General features: G+C 43.0%; 19 protein-coding genes, 2 tRNA genes and 1 pseudogene. 13 read left to right on the plus strand and 9 right to left on the minus strand.

Annotation, left to right across the window (positions count from 1 at the left end):
• From ACQ93I_RS05960 to ACQ93I_RS05970, 3 genes are read left to right on the plus strand one after another with little or no spacing between them, the layout of a single operon-like run.
• Positions 1 to 1,410, plus strand: a complete 1,410-nt coding sequence (locus ACQ93I_RS05960) for a sensor histidine kinase (protein ID WP_266070862.1) — start codon at positions 1 to 3, stop codon at positions 1,408 to 1,410.
• Positions 1,411 to 1,416: 6 nt separating this feature from the next.
• Positions 1,417 to 2,199: an enoyl-CoA hydratase/isomerase family protein gene (locus tag ACQ93I_RS05965; RefSeq protein WP_431697639.1), complete on the plus strand. Its 783-nt coding sequence runs from the start codon at positions 1,417 to 1,419 to the stop codon at positions 2,197 to 2,199.
• A 42-nt stretch (positions 2,200 to 2,241) separates the two neighbouring features.
• A complete protein-coding gene (locus ACQ93I_RS05970) occupies positions 2,242 to 3,315 on the plus strand; it encodes a PA0069 family radical SAM protein (protein ID WP_431697640.1) in 1,074 nt (357 codons plus the stop codon).
• On the opposite strand, the gene ACQ93I_RS05975 is transcribed toward ACQ93I_RS05970, so the two are convergent.
• The 3 genes from ACQ93I_RS05975 to ACQ93I_RS05985 all read right to left on the minus strand — a co-directional run bounded on the left by ACQ93I_RS05975 (position 3,312) and on the right by ACQ93I_RS05985 (position 5,324).
• Positions 3,312 to 3,980 carry an HD domain-containing protein gene (locus ACQ93I_RS05975; RefSeq protein ID WP_431697641.1) on the minus strand — a complete coding sequence of 223 codons (669 nt, stop codon included), beginning with the start codon at positions 3,978 to 3,980 and terminating at the stop codon, positions 3,312 to 3,314. The genes ACQ93I_RS05970 and ACQ93I_RS05975 overlap by 4 nt on opposite strands.
• Positions 3,981 to 4,001: 21 nt before the next feature.
• Positions 4,002 to 4,742 carry a lysophospholipid acyltransferase family protein gene (locus ACQ93I_RS05980; RefSeq protein ID WP_431697642.1) on the minus strand — a complete coding sequence of 247 codons (741 nt, stop codon included), beginning with the start codon at positions 4,740 to 4,742 and terminating at the stop codon, positions 4,002 to 4,004.
• A gap of 171 nt (positions 4,743 to 4,913) precedes the next feature.
• Positions 4,914 to 5,324: a BrxA/BrxB family bacilliredoxin gene (locus ACQ93I_RS05985; protein ID WP_431697643.1), complete on the minus strand. Its 411-nt coding sequence runs from the start codon at positions 5,322 to 5,324 to the stop codon at positions 4,914 to 4,916.
• Between the two features lie 147 nt (positions 5,325 to 5,471).
• Here ACQ93I_RS05985 and ACQ93I_RS05990 point away from each other — a divergent pair, with 147 nt between their 5' ends.
• Entirely contained in the window at positions 5,472 to 6,197 is a 726-nt protein-coding gene (locus ACQ93I_RS05990) for a TerB family tellurite resistance protein (protein WP_431697644.1), read from the plus strand.
• 4 nt (positions 6,198 to 6,201) lie between these two features.
• Here ACQ93I_RS05990 and ACQ93I_RS05995 read toward each other — a convergent pair whose 3' ends face one another.
• Positions 6,202 to 8,490 carry a TonB-dependent receptor gene (locus tag ACQ93I_RS05995; RefSeq protein ID WP_431697645.1) on the minus strand — a complete coding sequence of 763 codons (2,289 nt, stop codon included), beginning with the start codon at positions 8,488 to 8,490 and terminating at the stop codon, positions 6,202 to 6,204.
• 102 nt (positions 8,491 to 8,592) lie between these two features.
• Between ACQ93I_RS05995 and ACQ93I_RS06000 the strand changes: the two genes are divergently transcribed.
• Together ACQ93I_RS06000 and ACQ93I_RS06005 are read left to right on the plus strand one after the other, a co-directional pair.
• The gene (locus ACQ93I_RS06000) at positions 8,593 to 9,252 is read left to right on the plus strand and encodes a metal-dependent transcriptional regulator (protein ID WP_431697661.1); all 660 of its coding nucleotides are present in this window, start codon (positions 8,593 to 8,595) and stop codon (positions 9,250 to 9,252) included.
• Positions 9,252 to 10,073 (plus strand): ZIP family metal transporter, encoded by an 822-nt coding sequence (locus ACQ93I_RS06005; protein WP_431697647.1) that lies wholly within the window; start codon positions 9,252 to 9,254, stop codon positions 10,071 to 10,073. Before ACQ93I_RS06000 ends, ACQ93I_RS06005 begins: the two co-directional genes overlap by 1 nt.
• A 259-nt stretch (positions 10,074 to 10,332) precedes the next feature.
• On the opposite strand, the gene ACQ93I_RS06010 is transcribed toward ACQ93I_RS06005, so the two are convergent.
• From ACQ93I_RS06010 to ACQ93I_RS06025, 4 genes are all read right to left on the minus strand, one after another.
• Complete coding sequence (locus ACQ93I_RS06010; RefSeq protein ID WP_266070834.1) at positions 10,333 to 10,485, minus strand: hypothetical protein; 153 nt, start codon at positions 10,483 to 10,485, stop codon at positions 10,333 to 10,335.
• 4 nt (positions 10,486 to 10,489) lie between these two features.
• A complete protein-coding gene (gene feoB, locus ACQ93I_RS06015; RefSeq protein WP_431697648.1) occupies positions 10,490 to 12,589 on the minus strand; it encodes a ferrous iron transport protein B in 2,100 nt (699 codons plus the stop codon).
• 2 nt (positions 12,590 to 12,591) lie between these two features.
• Positions 12,592 to 12,822: a FeoA family protein gene (locus ACQ93I_RS06020; RefSeq protein ID WP_265165116.1), complete on the minus strand. Its 231-nt coding sequence runs from the start codon at positions 12,820 to 12,822 to the stop codon at positions 12,592 to 12,594.
• Between the two features lie 96 nt (positions 12,823 to 12,918).
• Positions 12,919 to 13,605: an SCO family protein gene (locus ACQ93I_RS06025; RefSeq protein WP_431697649.1), complete on the minus strand. Its 687-nt coding sequence runs from the start codon at positions 13,603 to 13,605 to the stop codon at positions 12,919 to 12,921.
• A gap of 153 nt (positions 13,606 to 13,758) precedes the next feature.
• Between ACQ93I_RS06025 and rseP the strand changes: the two genes are divergently transcribed.
• Both rseP and ACQ93I_RS06035 read left to right on the plus strand, forming a co-directional pair.
• Entirely contained in the window at positions 13,759 to 15,126 is a 1,368-nt protein-coding gene (gene rseP / locus ACQ93I_RS06030) for an RIP metalloprotease RseP (RefSeq protein ID WP_431697650.1), read from the plus strand.
• Positions 15,127 to 15,238: 112 nt separating this feature from the next.
• A complete protein-coding gene (locus tag ACQ93I_RS06035) occupies positions 15,239 to 16,699 on the plus strand; it encodes a bifunctional metallophosphatase/5'-nucleotidase (RefSeq protein WP_431697651.1) in 1,461 nt (486 codons plus the stop codon).
• Positions 16,700 to 16,723: 24 nt separating this feature from the next.
• On the opposite strand, the gene ACQ93I_RS06040 is transcribed toward ACQ93I_RS06035, so the two are convergent.
• The gene (locus tag ACQ93I_RS06040) at positions 16,724 to 17,092 is read right to left on the minus strand and encodes a DMT family protein (RefSeq protein WP_431697652.1); all 369 of its coding nucleotides are present in this window, start codon (positions 17,090 to 17,092) and stop codon (positions 16,724 to 16,726) included.
• 161 nt (positions 17,093 to 17,253) lie between these two features.
• Here ACQ93I_RS06040 and ACQ93I_RS06045 point away from each other — a divergent pair.
• The 5 genes and pseudogenes from ACQ93I_RS06045 to ACQ93I_RS06065 all read left to right on the plus strand — a co-directional run.
• Positions 17,254 to 17,327: transfer RNA gene (locus ACQ93I_RS06045), tRNA-Asn, on the plus strand.
• 47 nt (positions 17,328 to 17,374) lie between these two features.
• Positions 17,375 to 17,448 (plus strand) — tRNA-Asn (locus tag ACQ93I_RS06050).
• Positions 17,449 to 17,614: 166 nt separating this feature from the next.
• A complete protein-coding gene (locus ACQ93I_RS06055) occupies positions 17,615 to 17,875 on the plus strand; it encodes a hypothetical protein (protein WP_431697654.1) in 261 nt (86 codons plus the stop codon).
• Between the two features lie 34 nt (positions 17,876 to 17,909).
• Positions 17,910 to 18,146, plus strand: a complete 237-nt coding sequence (locus tag ACQ93I_RS06060; protein WP_431697655.1) for a hypothetical protein — start codon at positions 17,910 to 17,912, stop codon at positions 18,144 to 18,146.
• A 384-nt stretch (positions 18,147 to 18,530) separates the two neighbouring features.
• A pseudogene (locus ACQ93I_RS06065) lies at positions 18,531 to 20,059 on the plus strand (hypothetical protein); the annotation flags it as partial.

A 20,059-nucleotide genomic window follows, 5' to 3' on the forward strand; every position in this document is an offset into this window, starting at 1 on the left:
ATGATTGTGCTGGTGCTACTGGCGTCAATCCTTATTGGAGGAATAACCGTACTGCAGTACAAGCAGGAAGCCCAGGATTATCATAAAGAGAGGCTTGAACGCAAAGAAGAGGCAATAAGGGAGCACATCAAGTTCGTGGTAGAAAGTACCACTTATGAGGTAAGTGAAGAAAATCTCTATCTTATTTTAAAGGAACGGGACAAGATCCATGAGATTTCCCAGGTGCACAATATGCCAATTAATATCTACAGTCTTGAGGGAGATCTCATATTAAAATCAAACCAGTCTTTTTTTCCCGACACCACCGATCTTCGTCTGAGCAATAGTGTACTTGAGCAGCTCGAATCATCATCGAGAAAGAGGATCATTCGGCAGACTGTCAAAAATGACAAAAGATTTCAGTCTTCTTACACTTATATTACCGACAATAAATTCCGGCCCCTCGCCATTCTCAATCTTCCATATCTCGAAGATGATTACTTCATCACCCGCGACCTTAGAAACTTCCTTGTAAAACTTACCGAGGTGTACTTGTTTATGCTGGTGCTGGCAATTTTGCTGGCTTACTTCCTTTCAAAATACATTACGCGCAGTTTAAAAACAGTTTCAGAAAGGATACATCAAACCCGGCTCGACAAGAAGAACCAAAAGATCGAGATTGGCAATGTAAGCGAAGAGATCTATACGCTCGTGGCGGCATATAATTCGATGATCGACGAGTTGGAAGAAAGCGCAGCCAAACTGGCTACCAGCGAGCGTGAGCAGGCCTGGCGCGAGATGGCAAAGCAGGTGGCGCACGAGATCAAGAATCCGCTTACGCCCATGCGTTTAAGCGTGCAAAGCTTCCAGAGAAAATTTGATCCCAATGACCCTCAAATGCAGCAAAAGGTAGACGAGTTCAGCGATACTTTGATCACGCAAATTGATACCATGAGCTCCATTGCTTCGGCCTTTTCAAATTTTGCCAAGATGCCGGCGCAGCAAAATGAGACGCTAAATGTTCCAAAAATAGTAAAACTGGCACTCGATATTTTCAATGAAGATTACATCCTTTTTTCTTCGGAAAAAGAAGAAATAGTGGCCAAGTTTGATCGTACTCAGCTTATTCGGGTAGTGACCAACCTTGTGAAAAATGCGGTACAGGCTGTAGAAAAAGAGGAACATCCGGCGGTGCTGGTAACGGTGACCCAGGAAGAAGATCGTGCCTGCCTTATAGTGTCCGATAATGGGGTGGGAATTTCCGAAGAGAACAAAGAGAAGGTCTTTGAGCCCAAGTTCACCACAAAATCCAGCGGAATGGGTCTGGGCCTTGCCATGGTGAAAAATATTGTTGAAAGTTGTGGCGGAAGCATTGAGTTTTCGTCCAAATTAAATAAAGGCACTATCTTTAAGGTACATTTTCCAAAATAGTTAAATATGAACTTTGAAAATATTCTGTTCGAAGAGAACAACCACATTGGCTACATTACAATTAACCGGCCTAACAAGCTCAACGCCCTTAATAAAGCTACTATAGCCGAACTTAACGAGGCTTTTGAGTCGGCCAGGGAAGATCACGATATTAAGGTGATCATTCTCTCCGGAAGCGGGGAAAAGGCTTTTGTTGCCGGAGCTGATATTAGTGAATTTGCTGAATTTTCCCCAAAAGAAGGTCGGCGTCTTGCGGCTGAAGGTCAGGAGAAATTATTTGATGTGGTGGCAAACTTTCCGAAGCCAGTCATAGCAGCCGTTAACGGTTTTGCTTTGGGTGGCGGTCTTGAACTCGCCATGGCAGCACATTTTAGAATTGCCAGCGACAACGCTAAAATGGGATTACCCGAAGTTTCTTTGGGAGTGATTCCCGGTTATGGAGGTACACAAAGATTGCCGCAGCTTGTGGGCAAAGGCAGGGCGATGGAAATGATCATGACCGCAGGAATGATCGATGCACAACAGGCGCTGGATTATCAGCTTGTAAACTATGTTACCGCCCCCGAAGACCTTATTCCGCTTGCCGAAAAACTGGCCGGTAAGATCATGAACAATTCTATGGTGGCAATTTCGGCAGCTATACGGGCTGTAAATGCCAATTATGAAGTGGGGGTTAACGGATTTGAAGTTGAAATTGATGGCTTCGGAAGCTCATTTGGAACCGAAGATTTTAAAGAAGGAACTTCTGCTTTTCTCAATAAACGTAAAGCCAACTTTCCAGGAGAATAGGAAAATTTCCACATAAAAGGAAAATATCCTATTTTTGTTCCTATGGAGAGGAACGATTTTATAAAAGGTAGGGGAGCACAGGAGCAGGTAAAGAACAGGTTTGACGCTTTATCTTACGAGATGAGGGATGATTTCCTGAACTATTGTGCTGCTGAAGGGGAGGAGGCTACTTCTTCAAAAACCGCTTTTCTCGATACTTTTCCAAAAACTATAGTCAACAAAGTTACCAGCCCCGATGTGGGGCTGGAATTTTCTCTAAACCCATACCAGGGCTGCGAACACGGCTGTGTTTATTGCTATGCCCGCAATTCTCACGAATATTGGGGTTTTGGTGCCGGGCTCGATTTTGAACAAAAAATTCTGGTAAAGCGAAATGCCCCACAACTGCTGGAAGCGAAACTACGGAGTAAAAGCTGGAAAGCGGCTCCTATTGTGCTTTCGGGGAATACAGATTGTTATCAGCCTGTAGAGCGTAAACTGCAGATCACTAGGCAGCTGCTTCAAATTTTTTTGAAGTACAAGCACCCGGTAGGCATAATCACCAAAAATGCCCTTGTTCAAAGGGATCTGGACATTCTTCAGGAACTGGCAAAAGACAATTTGGTGCGGGTAAATTTGTCAATTACTTCTCTGGAAGAAAAAACCCGGCAACTGCTGGAACCGCGCACAGCCAGCATTAAAAAGCGGTTGCAGACACTGGAGTTGCTCAGTAATAAAGGGGTTCCGGTGAATGTGATGATGGCGCCCATTATTCCATCAATTAACAGCCATGAGATCCTGCCGCTGGTGAAAGAAATTTCAGAAAGGGGCGCTTGTGGGGTAGGCTATACCGTGGTTAGGCTTAATGGGGCTATTGGTGAGATCTTTGCCTCATGGATTCGAAAAGCCATGCCGGGAAAGGCAGAAAAAGTGCTGCATCAAATCTCTGAATGTCACGGCGGAAATCTCAACGACAGCCGCTTTGGAACCCGAATGAAGGGAGATGGAAACATCGCTGACCAGGTGGCGCAGCAATTTGCTATTGCCCGAAAGCTTTACCTAAAGGACAGGGAGCGCCCGGTTTTAAATTGCGATTTGCACGAGCAGTATAAAGATGGCCAGATGAAGCTGTTCTAAAAATGCCATTTTTGAGAGGGTAGTCCCCACTCCTTATAGAACTGTTCAAGAAACCCGACCATAAAATCATGACGTTCTTCGGCTAAATTTTTTCCCGTTTTTGTATTCATCCTGTCTTTAAGCAGGAAAAGTTTCTCGTAGAAATGATTTATTGTTGGTGCTGAAGAAGCTTTATATTCTTCTTTGGTCATATGTAGATTCGGTTTTACATCGGGATCAAAGATGGGTCGGCCTTTATGTCCGCCATAATTAAAGGTACGGGCAATTCCAATGGCACCAAGAGCGTCGAGGCGATCGGCATCCTGCACTACATCAAGTTCGGGAGAATGGAATTCCTGGGCTTCATTTCCTCCTTTAAAAGAGATCCATTTGATGATGTTCTCTACATGAAGAATATCATCTTCGGGCACCTGTTGTTCGTATAAAAACTGTCGCGCAATTCTGGGGCCTATAGTTTCATCGCCATTGTGAAACTTTGAATCGGCAATGTCGTGAAGCAGCGCCCCAAGGGCCACGATAAATCCATTCACATCTTCGGAAGCGGCAATAATTTTGGCATTTTTAAATACCCGTTCAATATGGAACCAGTCGTGGCCGCCTTCAGCATTTTTCAATTTTTCCTTAACGAAATCAACAGTGTTGGCAATGATCTGGTCTTTATCCATAGGGTGTTAAAAATGGCATTTTTAGATGATGTCGGCGGTAATGCTGCGTTCAACCTGGGCCACAAGGGCATCGGGAGTATCTGATTTTGCTGAAACCGGTTCGTGAACCTTAAGTTTGAGGTGAACGCCAATGCCCATGGGAAAACTTCCGTAGCGAAACAATTTCCAGCTGTTGTTGATGGTAATGGGCACAATAACGGCTTCAGGCATTTTCTTGATGAGCAGCTGCAAGCCCTGAACAGCAAATTTTTTGGGAGCTCCAGTGCGGCTGCGGGTTCCTTCAGGAAAAATAACTGCCGATCTATTATTCTGGTTGAGGTAATCGGCAAATTTGCTCATTTTCACTAAAGCCTCGCGGCCATTTTTTCGGTCTATGAGAAGGTTTCCGCCGTGACGAAGGTTATAAGAAATACTTGGAATTCCGTGGCCCAATTCTTTTTTGCTCACAAACTTTGGGTGGTGCTTCCTAAAATGCCAGATTATAGGCGGAATATCGTACATGCCCTGGTGGTTTGCCACGAAGATACAGGGCCTGTCTGTAGGCAGGTTATATTTATTCTCTATACTGAAGCGGGTGCCAAGAACATTGAGGCAGCGCAGCAAAAAGAAATTAAAGATGTCAACGCTCTTTTTGTGGGCCTGATATCTTCCCAGGTTAAAACATAACCATTGTATGAGGTGGAATACCAGCAGGTTGAGAAAAAATAAGGTGTAAAAAACTACCGAAAGCGGGTAGGAAAGGATCTTTTTGAAAGTTTTCATTTTCACTTGCTTGCAAAGGCTGCAATTTCTGCATTTAATTCCTGCCGTGCAAAACAGAAATGCATTAGTATGATTTGTTCTGCACTTATGCAGTGCTTCAGGTTATTGCATAAAAAAAGGTTGTCAAAAATGACATTTTTGACAACCTTAGAATATAAACTGTTGTTATTCTTAGCAGAACTCGTTGTAAGCTTCAGTAAGATTTTCAGCAATAAGTTCGGCAGGGCGACCTTCAATGTGATGGCGCTCCAGCATGTGCACCAATTCGCCATCTCTAAACAAAGCCATAGAAGGTGAAGATGGAGGGAACGGTACCATATAATCGCGGGCCTTTTCTGTAGCTTCACGGTCTACTCCTGCAAAAACAGTGACCAAATTGTCTGGTCTCTTGCTGTTTTGCAAGCTTATTCTTGCTGCAGGACGGGCATTTGCCGCCGCGCAACCGCAAACAGAATTCACCACCACCAGGGTAGTACCTTTTCTGGCAATTGCCTCATCAACCTGCTCTACTGTATGTAATTCTTCAAACCCAACACTGGTGAGATCCTCACGCATTGGCTTAACTAATTCCGGTGGATACATATATCAATTTTTTTTCGTTAAAACTAAAGACACAAAGATACCAAATAAAAGTAAGAGCATAAATTTTCGAAAGTTAAAGCCTCGCAAGCTGCTCTGCTAAAAGAAAGAAGTTGTAAAATGTTATCTTTGCAGCCCAAAAGTACCCTAATGATCAAATGGTTTGCCGCTTTTGTCGGTTTTATGTTTTATGGTATTCGTGGAGCCATCCTCGGATTTATTATAGGAAGCCTTATAGATGCTCTTACCAACCGCAAAGGCGGATTCAGGGTATCAAACGAAGAGGAGCGTGTAACCCCCGGAGATTTTGAACTTCATCTCTTAACCCTGTCGGCTATTGTAATCAAGGCTGACGGGCAGGTGAGCCAGAAAGAGATGGATTATGTGCGCAATTACTTTGTCCAGGCTTACGGAAAAGATCGTGCAAATGCTGTTTTTCGAACTTTTAATGATGTTGTAAAAGATCGCGAACTCGACGAGAGGCGCATTTCTGCATTTTTAGCAGCCCGTACCCAGTATGCTGCCCGCTTACAAATAGTTCACTTTTTGTTCAGCATAGCCAATGCCGACGGCAATGTGAGCCAGGCCGAAGCTGAAAAAATTAGGCAAATTGCCGGCCATTTGAGAATAGGAGCGAAAGATTTTGAAAGTCTTTACGCCATGTTCTTTAAGACTACCGATAATGCTTACAAAATTCTTGAGATCGATAAATCGGCTACCGATGCCGAGGTGAAAAAGGCCTTTAGAACAATGGCCAAGAAATATCACCCCGACAAGATTCAGCATATGGATGAAGCCTACATCAAGGGCGCCGAAGAAAAATTCCGTAAAGTGCAGGAAGCATATGAGCAAATACAGAAAGAAAGAGGCTTTTAATGTTCTACTGCAGCAGCCTGTTACCAATTTTTATTCCCACGAAAATAGTTCTGGGCCGGGTGGGGCCGTAGACGTAATTCGCATCCCGCTCAACTCCGCGGTCAAAATCCTGCTGGTATTCGTTGAAAATATTCTGAAGCCCTGCATTCAGTTCAAGCTGAAATTCTTCAGATAATTTAAAGATATATGCAGTTTTCAGGTTGATCTCCATAAAGTCTTCAGTTTTTTCAAGACGGTCATTTTCAATATAACCTGCAAGGTGAGGCACATACATGCTGCCTGTATAGACACCCGACATATTGTTTTGCCACTGCTTTACTGGCGCATAAGTGAGAATGAAATTTCCGTAGAGATCAGGAGATTTAAAGAAATTTCTGGCATTTTTAAGAGGTACAGAAGAATCATTACTAAACTGGACAGGAAAATCGTATTTGGATCTTTGGAGCGTGCCGCCCATTTGCAAGATCCAGTCTTCATTTGGAGCCACAACCACATCAAGATTTAGTCCGTAAACATTGGCCCCTTCGCCGTTGTTTTTCTCGAAAGTGATTTCAGAAATGCTCTCCAGGATAAACGGATCTTGTAGCCGGGTGTAAAAAGCTTCGAGCGTGAGCCGGTAATTGTCATCTAATGTGGTTTTGTTCCATTCTGCGGAAGCCAGGTAACTATGTGAGGTTTCTGACTGAAGATCATTGGCAAATGTGACCAGGCTCACTTCTCCTGCAGCGATCCTGGCGTGAATATCTTCAGTAAAAACCTGTGGCGCCCTAAAACCTTTGGCATAGCTGGCCCGGAATTGTAAATGTTCACTTTCAGAAAACAATAGATTTATTCGTGGGTTTAGCACCACATTTTCTTCGGCTGCGTTGTGAAAATCGGCACGCAGGCCGCCCAATACGGTGAGTTTGCCGGTCGCCTGCCATTCCTGTTGTGCGTAGATGCCAAGAATGTTCAGGTTTTGATTGATGTGCGCATTATAACCGGGCTTGCGGTCTCGCATGAGGTTGTTCTTGAATTCAAATCCAGTAGTGAAAGTGGCGAATGAGCCAAGGAAATTCTCCTGATCAAAAGAAAATTGTGTTCCCAGCAGGTAAGTGTTGTCCATGGAATTGCCGTAGCCCTTCAGGCTTTCTTCGGAAGTTTCTCCCTGGCCCCCATAAAAATTGTCATTTTTGGAAAGTTGGGTAGTAGCGTAAACAGAATATCTAATGTCCCTGCTCCTGGAAGAAGCCGCGTAAGTAAGCCCTCCTCCAAGCACTTCACTTGAAATCTGCTCGGTAATATCGGCTTCAAAAGGCTGAAGATGCAATTTATTACCGCCGCGCCGGAATTCGTGAATGGTATTAAAGTCAAGACTTATCCTGCTGCGGTCATTCGGTGTGTAAAATGATTTAAATCCGAAGGTTTTATTCTCAACGGCAGTAAGTTCGGTATAGCCGTCTTCATTATGATCATAAGGATTTCGATCCCTAAACATTCCGTAGGCATTGAGCCCGGCGTTGTAGTTTTCAGAAAGAACAGTAGTATTCATGGTAATAGCCCTGTCGCCGGCTTCGGCGTTAATGGCGGCAAGGTTTCCGGCTATTTCATAGTAATTTTCGGTAGGAACTTTAGTGATAATATTAATGGTGCCGGCAATGGCATTTGAGCCATAAAGTGCCGAGCCCCCGCCTCGCACCACTTCAATTCTTTCAATAGAATTGGCCGGGATTTGATCGAGGCCGTAAACGCCGTTAAGGGCACTAAAGACGGGGCGGCTGTCAATGAGGATCTGCGAATATGCCCCGTCAAGACCATTCATTCGCACCTGTGAAAAACCGCAGTTCTGGCAATTGGTTTCCATTCTTAGCCCTGGCTGAAAATTGAGTCCGTCACTAAGGCTGATAGACTGGGTAGCATTAAATTCTTTTTCAGAAGTTACAGAGACTATGACGGGTGCGGTATGTCTAAGCTGCCCGTTGCGGCTGGCTGAGATCACAACCTGGTCTAAACCGGTAACATCTTCCTGCAGGGAAAAACTCAGTTTTTGAGGGTCAGGGTTTAGTACATCAAGATGTTTTTGTACAGTCTTAAAGCCTATGGCCTGTAAGATAATTTCATGGTGACCTAAGGGAACTTTAATAAAGAATTCGCCCTTGTTGTTGGTCGTGGTGCCAATTGTGGTGCCTTCAAGATAAACATTAACGAGGGACACAGGGTCACCTTTATAGGTTATAAGGCCGGTGATTTCTGCAGTTTGACTGTAAAGGCTCAAGCAGGATAGAAAAAGGAGTAGGGAGAAAAGTGTTTTCATTAGTATGTTTTTGCAAATCTATAAACAATTTTTAGGTAAGCCTAAAAATTGTTTATGATGAATAAAAAATGTAATTTTGATACACGAAAAAACATCGCTTTTATGTTTAGTCTTTCTGAAGAGAATTATTTAAAAACCATTTTTCATCTTGAAAAAATTTACCCGGCCGGGGTGAGTACTAACGCATTGGCCGGGGAAATGGAGACAAAAGCTTCTTCGGTCACCGATATGCTGAAGAAACTCTCTGAGAAGAAACTGGTGAAATACCGAAAGTACCAGGGCGTGCAGCTGAGCGATAAAGGTCACAAGGCAGCCGTTGAAGTGATTCGGAAACACCGGCTGTGGGAGGTTTTTCTGGTGGAGAAACTAAACTTCAGCTGGGATGAGGTACACGATATTGCCGAACAGCTTGAACACATCAAATCTGAAAAACTCACTCATGAGCTGGACAAATTCCTGGAATTTCCGAAGAGAGATCCGCATGGAGATCCCATTCCCGATGCTGAAGGTAACTTCAGAATTTCCAATAAGGTGCTGTTAGCCGACCTTGAGGAAGGAGAATCAGGTATATGTGTAGGCGTAAAAGATTCCTCTACCGAATTCCTACAATACCTTGATAAAAATAATATTGCTCTTGGCAAATCGGTCACAGTTGTACACCGGGAAGCTTATGATGAGTCCCTGTTCATAAAGATCAATGATGAAGACCTGCATGTGTCTAAGAGCATTTCAAACAATTTATTTGTAAAACCTGTGGAGTAATGGATGGAATAATTGCATATTTTGAAACTTTAGATCCTGTGCTGGCGGCGTTTTTAGCCACTTTATTCACCTGGGGTCTCACTGCATTGGGAGCTTCTTTTGTCTTCTTCTTTAAAACAATGAATCGTGCCCTTTTTGATGGCATGTTGGGTTTTACAGGAGGAGTAATGGTAGCGGCAAGTTTTTGGAGCCTGCTGGCACCAGGTATTGAGATGAGTAAAGGCGAAGGCTTTGAAAAAGTAGTTCCCGCAGTGGTAGGTTTTGGCCTTGGAGCGCTATTCATTTTTGGAATGGACAAAGTGCTGCCCCACCTGCATGTAAATTTTAGAATGGCCGATAAGGAAGGGGTGAAAACCCCGTGGCACAAATCTGTACTGCTTACCCTAGCAATAACCCTGCACAACATTCCTGAAGGTCTTGCCATAGGGGTGCTGTTTGGTGGCGCTGCAATGGGTCTTGAAGGTGCCAGCATAGGTGGTGCGGTAGCTTTGGCAGTGGGCATTGGCTTGCAGAATTTCCCTGAAGGTTTTGCTGTAGCGACGCCGCTAAGAGGGCAGGGCATGAGCCGTTGGAAGAGCTGGAATTATGGGCAGCTTTCGGCTATTGTTGAGCCGGTGGCAGCGGTGCTGGGAGCCTGGGCAGTGATGACCTTTGAACCAATTTTGCCTTACGCCCTGTGTTTTGCAGCCGGTGCGATGATCTTTGTGGTGGTGGAAGAAGTAATACCCGAATCTCAACAAGACAGGTACACCGATATTGCTACCCTGGGGTTTATTGGCGGATTTATGGTGATGATGACCCTGGATGTTGGATTGAGCTAAAATGCTGATCCTGTCATTCTTTTTTTTGGTTGATAGGCAAAATTCTAGAGGTTATCGGCATCTTGCTCTATGAGGTTCAAATCATACGGGCAATTACAAGCTGGTGAATAATACGAAGAAGGTGTAATGATATGGGGCAGCAGGTTCGTGCCTACATTAATAAAGGCTTTCGAAAAACAGATCCTTCAGCTGAAACTGCTAGAGAGAATTTCCTTTAGATCTATTGTCTCAGGTTGCCTGCCACACTTCCGTAAAGCGATTAGTGACAGCTTCCGCAGCCGGTTCCACAGGCTTTATCAGCCTTTTTCTTGCCGCCAAAAATGAATTTCGGTTTGTATACAAATTTGGTGAACATGTAGCCAACAGCTATTGTGAAGGTGATAAAGACGAGTATTTCCTGTAGTAATTCCATAGTCTTATTTTAAAATTTGGAAGGCCAGTAAGGCTGCAACATAGGCTATCACAGTCATAGACACCAACTGTAGCACAGGCCATTTCCAGGTGTTGGTTTCTCTTTTTACAATTGCCAGCGTACTCATACACTGCATGGCAAAGGCATAGAATAACAGCAAACTCACACCGCTGGCAAAGGTGAAAAGCGGGCCTCCAAGTATTTGGTTGGTTTCTGATGCCATTCTGGACTTAATAGTTTCTTCTTCATCACTACCCACGCTGTAAATGGTTGCAAGAGTCCCCACGAATACTTCTCTTGCCGCAAAAGAACTCACAATAGCTATACCAATTTTCCAGTCGTACCCTAAAGGAGCAACCGCCGGTTCAATAGCTTTTCCAATGTTCCCAATGTATGAGTGCTGAAGCTTATATGAAGCGACTAATTCGTCAATCTCTTCTTCGGGCAGGTAGGTTTCACTGTATTTGGTTTCAACAATCTCCCTTGCATTGCTGAAGTTATCTCCCGGGCCATAACTTGCAAGCACCCATAAGATAATAGAGATTGCAAGGATGATCTTTCCGGCGCCTAACACAAAAGCTTTTGTTTTTTCCACTACATTAATTCCCACGTTCTTTAACAATGGCAATTTGTAGTTGGGCATTTCAATAACGAAGTAAGACTTACTTTTTATTTTGAGGAGCTTGTGCAATATCCAGGCCGATCCTATAGCCATTCCAAAACCAAGGAGGTATAGGAGCATGAGGGTTAACCCCTGAAGGTTGAATCCCATAAATGATTCATCGGGAATTACAAGGGCAATGATAATGAGGTAAACCGGAAGCCTGGCCGAACAGGTTGTAAATGGCACAACAAGAATGGTGATAAGCCTTTCTTTCCAGTCTTCAATATTTCGGGAGGCCATTACTGCAGGAATCGCACAGGCAGTTCCCGAAACCAGCGGCACAACACTTTTTCCACTAAGCCCAAAGCGGCGCATGGTCCTGTCCATTAGAAAGACTACCCTGCTCATATATCCGCTTTCTTCCAAAATGGAAATAAACAAAAACAGGAATGCGATTTGAGGAATGAATATAACGATACCGCCAAGACCGGGAATAATTCCTTCGGCTATAAGATCGGTGAACGGTCCCGGTGGCATTGCCGTTCTTGTGACTTCACTCAGCTTCGCAAAGGTCGCATCAATAAAATCCATTGGGTAGCTCGACCAGTCGTAAATAGCCTGGAAGATCAATAAAAGAATGGCAAAGAAGATCACATAACCCCAAACCTTGTGGGTTAAGACCCTGTCCATTTGTGCGCGCAGTCCCTTGGCAGCATTGACATCTACGGTCATCCCCTTTTTCAGGACGTTGTTGATAAACTGGTAGCGCAGTATAGTTTCCTTTTGCTGCATCCTCTTAAGCGTGCTTGCGTCTTTGGTAACGAAATCTTCTCTTAGAGGGGCGCTGTTCCTGTTTACATTTCCGAAGTTGACATCCTGGGTAATTACCAGCCAAAGCTTGTATAGCGACTGGTTAGGGAATGTGCTTTGCAACCTGTCAAAATACTCCGGGTCCATCCTGGAAGCGTTTAAACAGGGTTCTGTAGAAATATGCCGGTAATTGATAATGTGCTCTTTCAGCTCATCTATTCCGGTGCGTTTTCTTGCACTTACAAGAACAACTTTGGTCTTTAATTCTTTTTCAAGCAAAGGAATGTCCAGTGAAATTCCTTTGCGCTTCATCCTGTCGGCCATGTTGATGACCAGGATGGTTGGAATTTCCAGATCCTTGATCTGCGTGAAAAGCAGCAGGTTCCTTTTTAAATTCTCAACATCACTTACCACCACTGCAACATCGGGATAATCTTTATCATTTTTGTTGAGCAGCAGTTCAATCACCACATTTTCATCGAGCGAAGATGCATTAAGGCTGTAAGTTCCCGGGAGGTCTAGAATATGCGCTTTTACATTGCGGGATAGTTTGCTTACGCCTTCCTTCTTCTCTACCGTAATGCCGGGGTAATTTCCTACCTGCTGGTTAAGGCCGGTAAGCTGATTAAATACTGATGTTTTCCCTGTATTAGGATTGCCAATTAATGCAACATTCAATTGTTTGGCCATGACTACGGAAGAATTTCTATTTCGATGTGCATGGCGGTCTCTTTACGTATCGCCAGGTGACTGCCGTTTATGTTAAGATAAAGCGGATCCCGAAACGGGGCTGTTTGTACCAGAAGAACTTCATTCCCCGGAAGACAACCCATCTCCAGAAGTTTTAGCGGAATTAATTCTGCTGAAATTTCCTTGATGATGCCTCGCTGGCCACGCTTAAGATCGGCAATAGTGGTGATCAATGTTTATTTAGATTGATTTTAAACAAGGCAAAAATAAGGCAAAATCTACTATTAGAAAAACTTGCATCCACAAAAGAATTTTTAAATGCTGTTTTCCTAATCAGATTCGGCTTCGTTGTACTCATTTTTCAGTACCTCCACATCGTGCATAAGGTCTTCAATAGCAGTGGGATTTGTTCCGTCATAAAAGCCTCTAATCCTCTTTTCTTTATCTACCAGTACAAAATTTTCGGTATGTATCATGTCAAAAGCTCCGCCGTCACCGCTACTTTTTGCCGCCAGATAAGATTTTCGGGCCAGATCGTAAATTTCTTTTTTATCGCCGGTCACGAGATTCCATTTTTCATCTATCACGCCTTTTTCATCGGCATACTTTCTAAGAACCGGCACACTGTCATAATTTGGGATCACCGTGTGCGAAAGAAGAAGTACATCATCATCGTTTTTTAGCTTTTCCTGTATCTGCAGCATATGATCTGTCATGATAGGGCAAATCGTTTGGCAGGTGGTGAAGAAGAAATCGGCTATGTAGATCTTATTTTTATAAAAATCCTGCGTAATGGTGTCCCCGTTTTGGTTGTACAGCTTAAAATCCTGGATGGTGTGATATTTTCGTACTTCCTGCATGGTAGAATCTACCAGTTCATTGTTTACCATACTGGGCTGGTACACGGGTAATCTTTCTGTGGGTTTCAGGATGTTGTAAATGATGGTGATGATTATCGCCGACAGTACAAAAAGAAAGATTGCAAAGAATTTATATTTCGCAAAAAAGCTAAGCATAGCATTAATTTGAGTACAAAATTACAATTCTAAAATGGCATTTTTGAACCCTAACCTTCATAAAATGAACTCCTGCTAAACCACCTGAACTTTAAACTTTTGTGAGAACCTTTAAAAGGTTACTTTTGTGCGATTTTAATTTTGCCAGAAAATATGGACCCTTTTTTTATAAAAGCACTACAATTAATACTCAGTTTATCGCTGCTTATCGTTCTGCATGAGCTTGGACACTTTATTCCGGCGAAAATGTTTGGGATAAAAGTTGAAAAATTCTTCCTGTTCTTTGATGTCAAATTTGCCATTTTAAAGAAGAAAATCGGCGATACCGTGTACGGTATTGGATGGCTTCCGCTGGGAGGTTATGTGAAGATTGCCGGAATGATAGATGAGAGCATGGACAAGGAGCAAATGGCCCAACCGCCAAAGCCCTGGGAATTCCGAAGTAAACCGGCATGGCAGCGGCTAATTGTTATGGTTGGTGGGGTTACTGTCAATGTGGTCCTTGGTTTCTTTATCTATATGATGGTGGTTTTCACCTGGGGTAGCCCTTATATAGCACCTGAAGATATGCCCAACGGCTTTGCTGTAGATGATACCTTTAAAGAATTCGGTTTCCAGGATGGCGACCGCGTGCTGCAGGTAAATGGAGAAGACCTGAAGAATAGTATTGATATCAATAAATACCTCTTTTTGAGAGATGTTCAAAGCATTAGCGTTCTACACCAGAACGGGCAGGAAGAAACCATTTCGGTTCCCGAAGACATAGGTTCTCAAATGTTCGAGCAGGGTGTGATGCAGCCTTTCGTTCCCATGACCATCCCTGTGCTTGACACGGTAATTGCAGGTAGCCCTGCAGATAAGGCCGGTCTTAAAAAAGGTGACCGAATTATTGCCATTAATGATTTTGAAGTTGGTTACTGGCATGAAGTGACCCGCCAAATTGAAGCCAGCAAAGGAAAAGAGCTAAGACTGGTTTACAGCCGCAATGGTGAGTATGCAAGTATGGAAGTAGACGGCCAGACTGCGGGTGCCATAGACGGGCAACAGCAAAGTATAGCGATCACGCCCGATGAAGAAGGGAAAATTGGGGTTGCACCCGGTTCTTCAATCGAGGTGAGCAGAGAGCATTACTCATTTACCGAAAGTATATCTAAAGGTTTCGACCTTGCCTACTGGACCCTGCACGATTATGTGGCCCAGTTCAAGTACGTTTTTACCAAAAAAGGAGCCACCCAGGTAGGAGGTTTTGGCGCCATTGGCGGCCTGTTCCCCGATGCGTGGAACTGGCAGGCCTTCTGGATGACCACAGCCTTTATTTCTATCATCCTTGCGTTTATGAACATTTTGCCTATCCCGGCACTGGATGGTGGTCACGTGGTTTTCCTGATGTATGAAATGATCACCGGGAGAAAACCTAATGAAAAATTCATGGAATACGCACAACTGGTCGGTTTTGTCATCTTAATTGCCCTGGTCTTGTTTGCCAACGGGAATGACATCTATCGCTGGTTATTCGAATAATTTTAGCTAAAAATTTTTATGAGAGGCTGACTCAACAGTTCTATGATCGTCGCGCAGTAATGCGTAAAACGGTCGGCGGATTTTTGAGGCAGCCTCTTCAATTTTATCCTTTATGAAAACATCTTCATTTTCTTTTGCTCCGGAATACCTTCGGAAAATGACATTTTTGGCAGGTATTTTTGTGGTTCTTTCCTGCTCTTCAGATGATGCTGCTAATTCAGAAAATCCGGTGCCGCCTGAAGTAGAACCCGAAGCCGAAAGCATTGTGATCTACACCATTAATGATCCCCACGGAAAGATTCATAACTTCGGAAGGATAAAAGCCATCATCGATAAAGAAAAAGAAACAGAGTCGCAGGTGTTCTTTGTTTCGGGAGGAGATATTTTCTCAGGAAATCCTGTGGTAGATTACCACCCCGAAAAAGGATCTCCCATTGTAGATCTTATGGGTAAGGCCGGGATGGACGTCACTGCGCTGGGCAACCACGAGTTTGATTACGGGCAGGAAGTGCTTCAAAAGAGAATGCTCGAAGCCGGTTTCCCTTTCCTTTGTGCCAATATTGAAAGCAGTGATTCAGGTTTTACGCTTCCGCAGGGAAAAGTAATCCTTGAAAAAGATGGTTTTGAGATCGCATTTATAAGTGTGGTAGAAACTTCTTCGGCCGATAATAAACCGCTATCTCATCCGAAGAAATTGAAGGGACTCGAATTTACTGAAGGTGTAGATGCCATGCAGGCATATCGCAATGATTCCGAAGTAATGGCTGCCGATCTTGTGGTGGCGCTCACCCACTACGGCAGAGGCGGTGACAGGATGATTTTGGAGCAGCATGATTTTGTTGACCTGGTAGTTGGTGGTCACAATCATGCGGTATACAATGAGCAGGTAAAGGGGAGATACATGGTACAATCGGGTTCAGACCTTGAGCTGCTCACCAAATTGAACCTTAGTGTGAAAAATGGCGAGGTGACTTCGTATACTTATGAGCTTATCGATCTCAATAATGTAACTGAAACCGATGCTGCGATGGAAGAGTTGATCGCCTCATACAATAACAGGCCCGAATTCTTTGAAGAATTAGGCACCTCTTTGCAAGATCACGACAGGAATGAAACAGCCTGCTTCTACACCGATGCGTTACGCACTATCACCGGCGCCGATGTGGTTTTTCAAAATTATGGAGGGATAAGGGCCGGCCTTGACTACGGTAGCATCACCCCTTTTGATTTGTACACCATTGATCCATTTCAAAATGGCCTGGACTCGTTCAAGATGACTGTAGCACAGCTGGAGGGCTTCCTTAATGCATCTTATGCACCTTCTTTGGCGTATTCAGGGATAGTGATGGAATACAGGAATGGAAGGGTAGAGCTTGTCGCCGCCGATGGCAGCCTGCTTCCGGATGCTTCGGAAATTACTGTGGCCATGAATGACTATTTGTCTAATGTTTATGAGGAAGATTTTCAACAGCCCATCAGCACGTATGAAAAGACTACTGCGGAATATCTCATCGATTACCTGAAGCAGTACCAGTCTGAAATCAACTACGGCGACTGTAACCGCGGAATCTAGAGGTGCCAAAAATGGCATTTTTGGCTATCCTTTAAAAATGAAATATACAGCCAGGATCAGGAAAGCAAATCCTATAAGATGGTTGCTACTGAAGGTTTCATTTTTGAAGAAGATCACCGAAAAGACCACAAATACCACAAGAGTGATGACTTCCTGAAGCACTTTTAGCTGCACCAGGGAAAAAGGGCCGCCGGTACCGCTGAAGCCAATACGGTTTGCCGGTACCTGGAAACAGTATTCAAAAAAGGCGATGCCCCAGCTAATAACAATGAGCCCAAAAAGCCCCCATTTGGCTACGCCTTTCCATTCTCCAAACTTTAAATGCCCATACCAGGCAAGAGTCATAAAAGCGTTGGACAGGACCAGTAAAAGGATGGTAGTAAGTGATTTCATATTTAAAGTTTAGCAGCGCCAAAATTATTTAAAAAGCGAAGTACTTTCCCGAATTTAACACGGGAGAAAAAACTGTGATACGCCGCTCAATTTTTTCGCACTTTGTTTAGGGAAATAGATTTTTTAAATTATATTTGCAACCGCAAAAATGGTTGCGACAGTCCTCCTTAGCTCAGTTGGTTAGAGCATCTGACTGTTAATCAGAGGGTCCTTGGTTCGAGCCCAAGAGGAGGAGCAAAAAGCATCAGAAAGCTTTTTAAAAAAATCTGGACATATTGGAATTCCTCCTTAGCTCAGTTGGTTAGAGCATCTGACTGTTAATCAGAGGGTCCTTGGTTCGAGCCCAAGAGGAGGAGCAAAATGAAGCCTTTTGAGAAATCAAAAGGCTTTTTTTTTCATGGGTACAACATTTTTGATTCCTCAAATTTCTTCGACTAACAAGAAATTCAAGCGCAACAGCATTTAATCCTTCTTCTTTATTTATCTTTTAGTTATATTTAAAAGGCTGAAACAGACTCTGAAGTGGAGAAATTTATTCTAAATGCCGGAAAAACACTGGCCAAATGGAGGTCGGGAATAAATTATTTTTTAGAGGAGAAGGTGCAGAATAGTTCTACCAACCTTATTCTTTTTATCCTTTCCATTTTTACTGTATTTCTTCTAAGCTTCAGCCTTGTTTTCGGTCCAGGATCTATTACTGATAATTTCCCCTTTTTCCTGATCCTCTTCCTCGTAATGGTTTTGATCCTTATTTGGCTGGCCATTTTCTACGAATCAAAGTGATCGTCACAGTTTACAGATGGTTTCTACAAAAAAAATGCAGGTAAGATTTGAACTAATAAATCTCGATAAAGACTCACATACGCAATTTATCAGATTAATAAAAGGATTGCGGGTGAGAAAAAAAATCAATTTCACCATGGGCAACAAAAGTGGTGATTCCGCAAACCATCGTGTTCTTTTCGTCCTGTTCGATGAACTGGTAGTAGGAGGCGTTCAGGATCTTACCGGGGAGCGGAAACGCAACTTTTTCAATTTACTCATGGATTTGTGATAATCCCGGATGGTTAACTTGAGAATTATTCAGACCAATGAATGCTGCCTAACCAGCAGAACTTCTTTAGATAAGGCTGGAAAATGTAAGTCCGAAGTTGATATTTTTCAAATGTTAATTGGGAAATCAAAAATTCCTTTGGTCTGTTATTTCAGCTATTTATGCGTATCCAAATTAAATTTAGACACCTCTTTCCCGGTTAATTTTACCTCAAATCATCCTGCTTAACGTTTTTTTGCATTTCCTGTTAATGATTTCATAAGAGCTATAATTTAGTGAAATTAGAAAAAGGTTCTGTTTTAAGAATTTAAAATAATCCAATATTAATTGAAGCTAAGGTGAACTTTTAAGAGCCGCAGCAATTCCAAATCCGAAAAATCCAAAATGAGAAAATTGATTTTTACTTTAATAGTAATTTCTCTTGCATTTTCCGCTAATGCCCAGGTGGGTATTGGTACTTCTATGCCAAATGAATCAAGTCAATTGGAAATTGTGTCCAGTGACAAAGGAATTCTTATTCCGCAGGTGAGTCTTACCGGAATTACAGATGAGACCAGTATTAGTAATGGAAATGTAGAAAGTCTTTTGGTATTTAATACTACAGAAAATGCGGAGCTTACTCCTGGTTACTATTATTGGTTTAACAATAAATGGAACAGAATCTTTGTAAGTGATGATCAGTCTATTAATCCGGTGACTAGTCTAAAGGATAACAAAAACGGCACCTATACATATATTAATGAGGAAGGAACAGAATTTCTGCTTGATATTCCTGCAAATGAAACTCATACTCATCTGGTTTATAATGCGGAAACTAAGCATCTCGTCTACACTGCAGAAGATGGCGCATCAACCGAAATTGATATTCTTGATCTAATTGGAGGGGCAGAAACTCTTACCATCCTGGCTGACAATAATGATGGAACACTTACTTATACTGATGAGGATGGAGTAGAAACTTTAATCTCACTTTCAACCATTATTGACAATTATGAAACTGTCACTTCCATATCGACCGATGCTACTACCGGCATTGTTACCTTTACCGATGAGGAAGGAACTACCACAACGCTTGATATTGCTGCACTGGTAAGAGCCCAGGAAACGGTTACTACTTTAGTTGATAATAATGACGGAACACTTACTTATACAGATGAGGATGGAAGTACCACAGAAATTCTTCTTTCCAATATTATCGACAACTACGAAACTGTAACTTCGGTTTCAACAGATGCTTCTGCCGGTACCGTTACCTTCATCGATGAGGATGGTAATACTACAACCCTTGATGTTGCTTCACTGGTAAAAGCTCAGGAAACGGTAACTACCTTAGTTGATAACAACGACGGAACGCTTACTTATACTGATGAGGATGGAATAGAAACTTTAATCTCACTTTCCACCATTATCGACAACTACGAGACTGTAACTTCCATATCGACAGATGCGAATACCGGCACTGTTAGTTTCATCAATGAGAACGGAACTACCACAACCCTTGATATTGCCGCATTAGTTAAAGCCCAGGAAACCGTCACTACTTTAGTTGATAATAATGACGGAACGCTTACTTATACAGATGAGGATGGAAGTGCTACAGAGATTCTTCTTTCTAATATTATCGACAACTACGAAACTGTAACTTCTATATCGACAGATGCTACTACCGGCGCCGTTACCTTCACCGACGAGAACGGAACTACCACAACCCTTGATGTTGCTGCATTGGTAAAAGCTCAGGAAACGGTCACTACTTTTGTTGATAATAATGACGGAACACTTACTTATACTGATGAGGATGGAATAGAAACTTTAATCTCACTTTCCACCATTATTGACAACTACGAAACTGTCACTTCCATATCAACAGATGCTACTACTGGCATCGTTACCTTCACCGATGAGAACGGAAT

It is taken from the genome of Salinimicrobium sp. WS361 (assembly GCF_050750585.1).
In the GTDB taxonomy this organism is placed as follows: Bacteria; Bacteroidota; Bacteroidia; order Flavobacteriales; family Flavobacteriaceae; genus Salinimicrobium.